Source organism: Coleofasciculus sp. (assembly GCF_046565525.1).
Classification (GTDB): Bacteria; Cyanobacteriota; Cyanobacteriia; order Cyanobacteriales; family Coleofasciculaceae; genus Coleofasciculus.
Window position 1 is genome coordinate 1 of the sequence record NZ_JBKHUP010000185.1, and the last position, 9,047, is coordinate 9,047.

The window sequence follows — 9,047 nt, forward strand, 5'->3', positions numbered from 1 at the left end:
ATTCTTGTTTTGAAGTTGTCTTTGAGGCTCCGGAAGTTCAGGATGATGAACCGGATGAAGAGCAGCTATAGCCCTGAGTCTCATTATCCACCTGATCGCTAAATCGAACAAGGACACCTTTATTATTTTGAGTGTTTTCTACGGAGTAAGCTGTTTTGGTGTGAATATTAATGGATTGCTTTAACAATCTTACCTAAAGACAAATGCTGGAGGTTTCATGAAACAGCTTACTTCTGTCAAATTTTTCTTGACCATCTTTTTGGCTGGCAGTATTTTTCTGTTGGGAGGCAATCTCTGTGCCAATGCCAGTGAGTTAAAGGTGGCTTCATTCAATGTCGAGTCAGGGGATGCTGTGCCATCGATTATTGCGCGTCAGCACATTGCTCCATTAGAAGATATTGATATCTGGGGATTTTCTGAAGTTCAGAACGAAACCTGGCTACCCGACTTAGAACAGGGGACGGAAGAAGGGGAAAATGCTGATTTTCAAACGATTCTGGGCAGCACGGGTAGAGGCGATCGCTTGGCTATTGCCTACAACAGTAATCTGTTAGAAGAGGTCAATCATTACGAACTCGATGATATCAATATAGGCGGTCGAGTGAGAGCGCCCCTGGTCGCTCAGTTCCGGTTCAAACCCACGGGAGAAGAGTTTCTGTTTATGGTCAATCATTTTTACCGGAGTTCGGAAAGTTCTCGTCACGAACAAGCACGGCTGCTGAATGCATGGGGACGTTCTCAAGAATTACCGATTATTGCCGCCGGGGACTACAACTTTGACTGGGATGTGATATCGGGGGTTCACGATGAAGGCTGGGACTTGCTCACAGCTGATGACGTGTTTACCTGGGTCAAGCCTGAGAAGTTAATAGCGACAATTTGTTCAAATCGATATAATGGTGTTCTAGATTTTGTGTTTGTGGCAGGTGAAGCCAAAAATTGGTCAGCATCTTCTGTAATTCTCTATGGCGATCCATCAGATGCGTATTGTCCCGATGATCAAACAACCAGTGACCATCGTCCAATATTGGCAACGTTCCAGCTAGGAGAATCTGTACAACCAACTCCACCCAATCAACAACAGGTATTACTGGAACAAATTGAACAGATTGAGCGTGAACTCTTGAAGCTTAAAATGTTGGTGGAAGGAAGAAGTTAACACTCTTATTGCCTTCAAAGAAAACAGTTGGGGTGACAACAACCCAGTCTTACTCGACTGGGTTTGTTTTTTTTGTCACAAGCAGGTACACTCCAAAACCCAGTCCCCTCAAACTCGATTGGCTAAAAACGCCACCGTAGAAGAAATCACATCAGCAATATCGGCTGGATCAAGGGCGTAAATTTTGTCTAAAACTTCTGCCTTAATCCTCTCATTGCTAGACATATTGTCATCTTTTACATCCACAACTTTTTTGTTCTCTAACCCATAACGGTAGACTGACAGGGAAATTTCCCCGTCTAAATAAAGTTGCAGGGTTCTGGGGGTACCACCGCTCACCTTTGCCAATTGCCGGAAATTCCTGGAATCCGGCTCAGGTTTAGTTTTCCCCTTCAACCACCGATATACCGTGGAGAAATCTACACCAATAGCATTAGCCAAGCTGCTTTGAGTCCAACCCTCTTCTAGTAGCTGTTCAATCAACTGATTCAGCCGCTGTTGAGGAACCTGGAGGTGAGAAGACACGAATGCAGTCACTATCTGTTTAATTAATTGGCTCTGTTTATTAATTAATTATACTCTTTACACTCATTGCCCTACTCCCCACCAAAAGTCGGGACTAGGACTGTACACTCGCTCACGGTTTCAACGTTACCCGTCGATCCCCTGTGTCTTATTAAACGGTAAAACTCTTACATTGACAAGGTTTGCTGGGATTTCTCTCCCCAGTCCCATCCCCCTGCCTGTAGCCCTCTTGTATGCAAGACTATTTCATGGCTGATACAAAAATAGATCGAATAAATGACTAAAATTAGGCAATAATAGATATTGCATGATGCAATAATACATATTGCACGGTGCAAATTTAGGCAACAGCCGTCAAAATGCTGAGCAATCATTAGCAAACACGCATTTGGCGGCGCACAGGGCAACTCAAGACGTTCAACCTTGCAAAAGGAGAAGATTAAATGCAATCTCCTAAGATTATCGGTCATAGCGATCAAGCCAATACTCAAACCTTAGCGGATACAGAACACGAACTAACCGATGCTGAGATAGTAGAATTCAGAAGTCTGGAAGCTACCGTAGAACAGGGTTTAAGAGCGTTTTGGCAAATCGGACAAGCCTTACGGCAGATTCGAGACAAGCGCTTATACCGACAAGACTACGGGACTTTTGAGGATTATTGTCTTGCCCGTTGGGAAATATCTCGCCGCTCAGCTTATCAGTTGATTGAAGCGGCTTCGGTGGTGGAAAATGTGCGCCATGGCGCACAAATTCTCCCCGCCAATGAGCGCCAAGCTCGTCCTCTAACTGCCTTAAAACCTGAACAGCAACAGGTAGCATGGGCTAAGGCGGTGTCTACGGCTCCTAGTGGTAAAGTGACGGCTGCTCACGTTGCCCAAGTCGCTCAGGAATACCGACAGCAGGGTGCGCGTACTGCCAACCCACCATCCGGAAGCCACTCCAGAACTGATGGAGGTTCGCCTCCTGAGGCACAAACAAATTACAAGAGCTGCTGGAATTGCTCTCATTGCAGTCTAGAGCTGCTCGATGACCCCCAAACGTTTTATTGCAACCAGTTTGGGGTGTTGAATTTTATAGAAAAGGACGGAAACCAACGGGGAGCTGAATGCGAATTGTGGACGGCTCGATGGGCAAAATCCGATGAGACCAAAAGGACTCGGATACTGAAAAGGGAAACCTTCACTCTAACCCTACAGCTTCCAGCCCACTTGCAACCACTCCTTCGAGATACGGCTAAAGCTGAGGGATTAGTTGCCGTGGATTGGGCTGCCCAGGTTCTAGAAGCCGCCATTTCTGCAAATCGTTCTGTCCCTAGTGAAGCCATCCTGGACGTTTCAGAGGCTGCCCGAAATGAAGGGAATGCAGATTCTGAGCCAACTCAAGGGCGTTCTGAGGGAACGGCTGCCGCTTGATTTGGTAAATAGCGATCGCGTTGTGTCTTCTCCAGCAGCATCCCTGAGTCTGCCACTTCACTTCATAATTTGTCAACCTCGTAACCGTTTGCTGATGAGTACCCTCACCAGCCGTTACGTGCCTAAAATGGAATTATTGTTAACCTGTGTCTACTGCTTCAAATCTTAACCCCTTCGGGCATAACTTACAAAGCCCTACAGAAACCCATCATCTGGGTTCTAGCCAAATGGAGCCGTTGAAAAATGGTCAGCTAGAGCTAAGGTTTGGGGAAGAGGTATCAAGCAACCAGAAATGCTATAAGCGTTCGCGTAGACCAAGACCACTGACAAGCCCGTCTCTGTTTGCAGACGGGAAAACCGACCGGATGGCATCGGCATTGGTAATTTGGGGAGCCAGCGATATCTTGACACAAAAGCAGAATCTAACCTGGGATTTAGATTCTGAGGGAAAGTTGTGCCTCGTTCGCTCAGCGATTAACAATAAAGGTGAAATACACTATTGGGTCACCGATATAAACGACTTAAGCAACGAACATCCAGCTACTTTAGCCGGGGCAGCCGCTTTAGCGGTCATTGAGACATTTGATATTCGCGCCGCCTGTATGCACCTCATCTATGCTGCCCATGCCACGAAGCTAACGCGCCCTTGGGAACAAGAATTCACGATTGACGACCGACAAATTGAGAAGTATTTGGGGTTAAATAAGCGAAAGCATCAAACCAAAACGGAAAAGCTTGCCCTGATTGAGAAACTAGCATCTCAGCCCTGTCAGATCTCAACCTTTATCTCTTGGCCCGTCCAAGGTAAGTTGCAGGGGTTTACTGTATCAGAAACTCGACTCTGGCACATGCTAGAAATTCAACGCCACTATCAGGGAGACTTGTTTGGTAGTAAAGAACTGGTAGGACTGACCTTCCGAGTCAAGGCTGGGCATTGGGCTAAATATTTCCTGAATGGGACAGGGGCTAAGGACAAACAAGCCTATTACCAGTGTGGTACGCTTTCTAAAGACCTCTTACAGCGAGTTATTAGGATTTGGCAGCACAATCCGGGAGCAGCAAAATTGTTGGTGTGGCTGCTGTTTAAGACCAAGTTCGAGCAACGCTATCCCGTCACGGGTCAAACGTTGATGGAAGTGGCTTATGGAAGCGAACAAGTTCGACAAGCCAGGAAGGGAGAAAATAAAAAGTTACGCGCCAAACTAGCAGAACGTTTTGAGACAGACCTGCTTACCATCACTGAGAATAACTGGGTGCTGCACTTTGACTCAGAAACTTACCCACCAGAAATACAGCCGTACTGGGCAGGTCGGGGTAATGGTAGCCGACCCAAGGGATACTTTGAACGGATTTTGACGGGTCGTGTTTGGATTATGGCTCCTGATGAACTGCGATCGCACTCCCCGCAACGCCAGAAGCGATCGCTATCCCAAGTGGCTCAATCTAAGCGCCAATTATCTCAAAATCAGTTAACTGCCAAGATAGCTGATGAGATAGAACTAACAGGCAGTCAGGTCAAAGCCATTCGGACAGCTAAGGGGTGGACTACCCGACAACTCTCGGAGTGCAGCGGTATCAGCCAGTCGATGATTTCTATGATTGAAACGGGTCAGCGTTCTATTAGTCGAGTGAATCTTGAGCGGCTAAAAGCGGCTTTTGAGTTGAGTGCTTGAACGATAAGGGGATGGTTTGAAACCAAAGGTATTGATTTCGCGTTTCGTCGAAAGCCAGCAAACTTTCCAACCCAGAGCTAGGAGTTTGAGCCGCAAGTTGATGGTATTGAGTCAAAATTCTTTTAATTAAATCTCGATAGTGGTTCAGCTTATCCATTGAGTAACCTCCTCAGCTTCTATGTTTACCACAATCAGAGCCCTTTTTCAGCTCATTGCTTTTTCATATCTCATTTAGGCTTACTATAACTTACCCTCATCCGCTTTTGAGACCGTGATTACACCCCCTTGTAATCAGAGAAACAGCTCTGAGTCAAGGGCGGTAATCCTTGTCATTACTGGATTTGAGCTTGATTACAACTATTCCCCGACCCCCGGGTACTAAACCCCCGACCCCTGGGTACTAAACCCCCGACCCCCCAGTACCAATTTTTTTTTGTGAACCCGTGAAAACCTTAACAGGCAATACTTACAGCGATTTTATAGCACTGTGATTACACCTTTAATCTTTTAATGTATTAATCAACCAAAAGTTTCTCAGCCAAAAAAACCGGGACGCTACTCTAACTCATACCAACAAAAACAGACACAGTTGGTGCAACAAAGCAACAGTAAGGTATGAGATAATGGCTTCTACATGGCGTTACCTGAAAAGAAACTGCCCAGTCTGTAACGGTTCCCGCTCCGACTGTCGGGAAAACCTGCAAAACGCTTTAATTCACTGCCGCCACGATGTAACCACTGCACCCGGTTACAAATGTGTCGGTGAGGACATATTGGGTTTTTTCCTGTGGGCTGTTGATGATGGAAAAGAACGCAACTCTGATGAGTGGGAACAATTACGCCAACAAAGAGCAGCACAACGAGCGAAACGACTTCAAGAAGAAGCGGCTCGATGCGATCGCTTACTCCCAATCGAACAACGCGATCGCGCTATCCGCAAACTGTCCCAACAAGTCGGACTCTCCCGCGCTCACCGCCAACATTTACAACAACAGCGGGGTCTATCTGACACAGAAATTGACCACGCCTGCTACTTCACCATCGCTCCCTATCAAAATGTTATCTACATTAACCCCCAATTAGCCGGTATAGACCTGTGGGGTCACCAACTCACTGTCTCCAAACCGGGAATAGGTTGCCCAATTTTTGACGTATTTGAGCGCATTATCGGCTTTCAAATTCGCTTCGACAACGCCACCGAACATAAATACAAGTGGCCCACCAGCCGTTCGAGATTCCGTCCCAATGGACCCACCGCTCACCTACCCAATGGTGAACTCCCCATCGCCGTCTGGCGTCCCCTAGGTGACATCCAGCGCTCCAGCATTGGCATAACTGAAGGTGTTAACCCAAAACCTTACATCGTAGCCACCCGCTTAGATCAACCTTGCCTAGGTGCGGCTGGGGGTAACTTTGCATCATCACCCCAACAATTTAAAGAATCCCTCGATATCTTATCTACTCAACTCAATACCAAAACCATTGATTTCTACCCCGACGCCGGGGCGATTCACAACTCCCATGTCCTGCGACACTATCGAACCACCTTTAAACTCGTGCAACAATGGGGTTATCAGCTACGAGTCGCTTGGTGGGGTCAAACAACCAAAGAAGAACATTTAGACATTGACGACCTGCTCATCGCTGGACGCTCTGATGAAATTCAATATATCACCGTCGCCCAATTCGAGCTACTAATCCGCCAACCCCACATCAAACTCCATGGATTTAAAGACTTACTCGGATGGTTCCCCAAACTGAAAAACCGTCTGGCTCAACTCAGCCAACGACGCTCCCGTTACGGGTTTGCCCCTGTTGAAACCGTTGAAAATGAACCAACACCAGCCAACCCAACGGGAACTATCACCTACCAAGACGGTCAACGATTGGATGCTTGGAGTCGTACCCTAAACCAAGGAGTCAAGTTTATCTGTGATTCATCGGCTACTGGTACGGGTAAAAGCTATGATTGCGGACTAACTAACAACCAATTGTTTAACTCTCGGCACATCCTATTCTTAAGCTCAGAACACCGCAATCCCACCGTCCCCACTCTCAAAACTTGGACTGACCTAGAAGCGCGTCATGATGGCTTAACCATAGACTCCTTTGGACGCAAGCGTCGTGCTAAATCTGACGAATTACCCCGAATTCCTGCCATACCCCGAATTCCTGCCAACTGCTCCCGCAACCTAACGATTAATGCTCTACGCTCCTTAAACATTGACGGTGCAGACACCGTAATCTGTCAAACCTGTCCTCATCTACAGGCTTGTCAGGGAGGTTATGAGTTTGGCTTTTTACATCAGCGTCGAGTAGCTCTCAAATCCAATCGATTCCGCGCCCATCCAGAAAGTTTACCTGACCCGGCTGAGTATGACTATACCAAGGTGGTGTTACTGTGGGATGAATGGTCAACTTTACTGCGAACAACGCGAACTCTGGAAGTCACTCAGAAAGACATAGACCAACTCATTGTTCATTTAGTGACGAAAAAAGATGGTGTCTATTCTGTACTAGAGGATCTCTTGCAGGCTTTAAGAGCGCTGCTGACGGGTGAAATTCCTGCACCATCTCGCTATGGGTGGAATCATGCTGGTGTTTTAGAGTTGCTGCCTCAGTTACCCCAAGACCTTGACTATAACACCATCTCCCAAGCAATCAAACCCGATTTAAGAAAGTTATACCCCAAGGCAAAACATGGATCTGGTGTTGCCAAGTTACCTGCTTCTGTCCGCCATAATTGTACCAACTCTGATGCCACAGTTGCCCAAACCATCAGGGAACAATTTATCCTACAGTGGCTAGTCCCTTTTCTGACGGTGTTAAATGGAGCAGCCGGACATCTGCGAATTGCTTATGGGGTACTTTCTATCACATTACCCGATGACCGATTGGTCAGGATTGCTAAAGCTGCCAAAGGGAATATCTTTTTAGATGCTACGGGTGATTTAACGGAGTTAGCCCAGTTACTGGGGGTATCACCTACTGAGATTATTTCGTTAAAGCAGGGTGTAACCCCTCGTAGTAACTTGGAGGTGATTCAGGTAGCGACATTGGGACGTTTGGGAAATAGCGATCGCTCTAACTGCTTACAGCAGCGTATTGATGCCATTATTAAGACTATACAGGACAAAGACCCTACAGCTAAAGTTATTGACTTCAAGGCGTTTGCCCCAGACGGTGCTTTAAGATGGTGGGTCGAATCTCGCGGTGTCAATGATTTAGAATCGACTCAAACGCTGATTCTGGTTGGTACTCCCTGTCGGAGTCTGAGTCATCTGGAGGCTGAGTTTACACTCAGGTATGGACGAACGCCTCAACCGGGTACTGTTAAGGTTAAGTATCCGATTCGAGTATGGAGGGGTAATGAGTTACTTTCACCTTTAAGTGACGCCCAGAGTGGGTCAATCTCCTCGTCTGAACGTCCACCTAATCCGTTACCCCCAACAGAACCACCCTACTTGGAGATGAATGTTTCGGCTGACCCAGAGTTTAGAGCCTTTGTGCGGCGTTGTATACTCGCTGATATTCATCAAGCTATTGGACGATTGCGGGCGCACAGACGACCTCACCAGAAGCTGCGGGTCTACTTTCTGGGAGATTATCCTTTAGATATTCCGGTAACCCTTACTTTAGCATCCAGTATTACCCCAGACGCTGCCAGTAAAACTGAACGGGTTGAGATGGCGATTAAAGCGGCTGTGGAACAGCTTAAACAGACAGGAGAGAAAATTACCCAACGTGCGATCGCGGCAATCACGGGCTATTCTCAGCAGCATATCAGCCGCTTCCGCGATTTACTCAAAATGCTAATTGGTTCCTCTAATAGTAAAATGAGTAAAACTCAGCCTGCACCGGAGCAAGAAGAGGAACTTCGATGGTTGGCTACTGTGTATCTGCCGTTAGTCACCTCTGATTCGCCCGACAAGATATTGGAAACAATGGCAACTACGTGGTCGGTTTACAGTCACAGCGATTTCCAATGGCTGTGGGACGCGATACCTGGTTTAACTCAAATTATCATCCTGGCTAAGTTGATGTTAACGTTGCCTGAGTGTCAGTTAAGGGAGTTGGCTCAAATGACTGGGGGGTGAGGGTTGATTACAGATAGCTGATATAATACAATATGCTCATATTGGCTTACATTTACTTACATGGGCTATATTCCTTTAAGAGAAGCCGGTAGAGACGCTTAAACCCGCATTTCTCACAAACTAATTCTATAAGTCAATTTGCCGCTTAAAAATTGAGCTTTTTAAAGAAAAATAGAAA

At 46.6% G+C, this 9,047-nt stretch carries 6 protein-coding genes; 4 read left to right on the forward strand and 2 right to left on the reverse strand.

Translation table 11 applies throughout. The features are described from left to right. Positions 1-217 precede the first annotated feature (217 nt). Positions 218-1,159 (forward strand): endonuclease/exonuclease/phosphatase family protein, encoded by a 942-nt coding sequence (locus ACLGGO_RS34255; protein ID WP_446422663.1) that lies wholly within the window; start codon positions 218-220, stop codon positions 1,157-1,159. Positions 1,160-1,267: 108 nt separating this feature from the next. Here ACLGGO_RS34255 and ACLGGO_RS34260 read toward each other — a convergent pair whose 3' ends face one another. Beyond that, complete coding sequence (locus ACLGGO_RS34260; protein ID WP_446361293.1) at positions 1,268-1,696, reverse strand: helix-turn-helix domain-containing protein; 429 nt, start codon at positions 1,694-1,696, stop codon at positions 1,268-1,270. A 431-nt stretch (positions 1,697-2,127) separates the two neighbouring features. On the opposite strand from ACLGGO_RS34260, the gene ACLGGO_RS34265 reads away from it, so the two are divergent. Both ACLGGO_RS34265 and ACLGGO_RS34270 read left to right on the forward strand, forming a co-directional pair. After that, on the forward strand, positions 2,128-3,099 hold the full coding sequence (locus ACLGGO_RS34265) for a hypothetical protein (RefSeq protein WP_446422664.1): 972 nt from the start codon (positions 2,128-2,130) through the stop codon (positions 3,097-3,099). Between the two features lie 146 nt (positions 3,100-3,245). Beyond that, the gene (locus ACLGGO_RS34270; RefSeq protein ID WP_446422665.1) at positions 3,246-4,772 is read left to right on the forward strand and encodes a helix-turn-helix domain-containing protein; all 1,527 of its coding nucleotides are present in this window, start codon (positions 3,246-3,248) and stop codon (positions 4,770-4,772) included. Here the strand turns inward: ACLGGO_RS34270 and ACLGGO_RS34275 are convergent. Further along, entirely contained in the window at positions 4,720-4,929 is a 210-nt protein-coding gene (locus tag ACLGGO_RS34275) for an element excision factor XisI family protein (RefSeq protein ID WP_446422666.1), read from the reverse strand. The genes ACLGGO_RS34270 and ACLGGO_RS34275 overlap by 53 nt on opposite strands. A 466-nt stretch (positions 4,930-5,395) precedes the next feature. Here ACLGGO_RS34275 and ACLGGO_RS34280 point away from each other — a divergent pair, with 466 nt between their 5' ends. Then, positions 5,396-8,869, forward strand: coding sequence for a hypothetical protein (locus ACLGGO_RS34280; protein ID WP_446422667.1), 3,474 nt, complete (start codon positions 5,396-5,398; stop codon positions 8,867-8,869). Positions 8,870-9,047: the final 178 nt, after the last annotated feature.

Bases quoted from the DNA above. Each gene is read 5' to 3' on its own strand.
- ACLGGO_RS34255 (WP_446422663.1), top strand. From the start codon at position 218: ATGAAACAGCTTACTTCTGTCAAATTTTTCTTGACCATCTTTTTGGCT.
- ACLGGO_RS34265 (WP_446422664.1), top strand. From the start codon at position 2,128: ATGCAATCTCCTAAGATTATCGGTCATAGCGATCAAGCCAATACTCAA.
- ACLGGO_RS34275 (WP_446422666.1), bottom strand. From the start codon at position 4,929: ATGGATAAGCTGAACCACTATCGAGATTTAATTAAAAGAATTTTGACT.
- ACLGGO_RS34280 (WP_446422667.1), top strand. From the start codon at position 5,396: ATGGCTTCTACATGGCGTTACCTGAAAAGAAACTGCCCAGTCTGTAAC.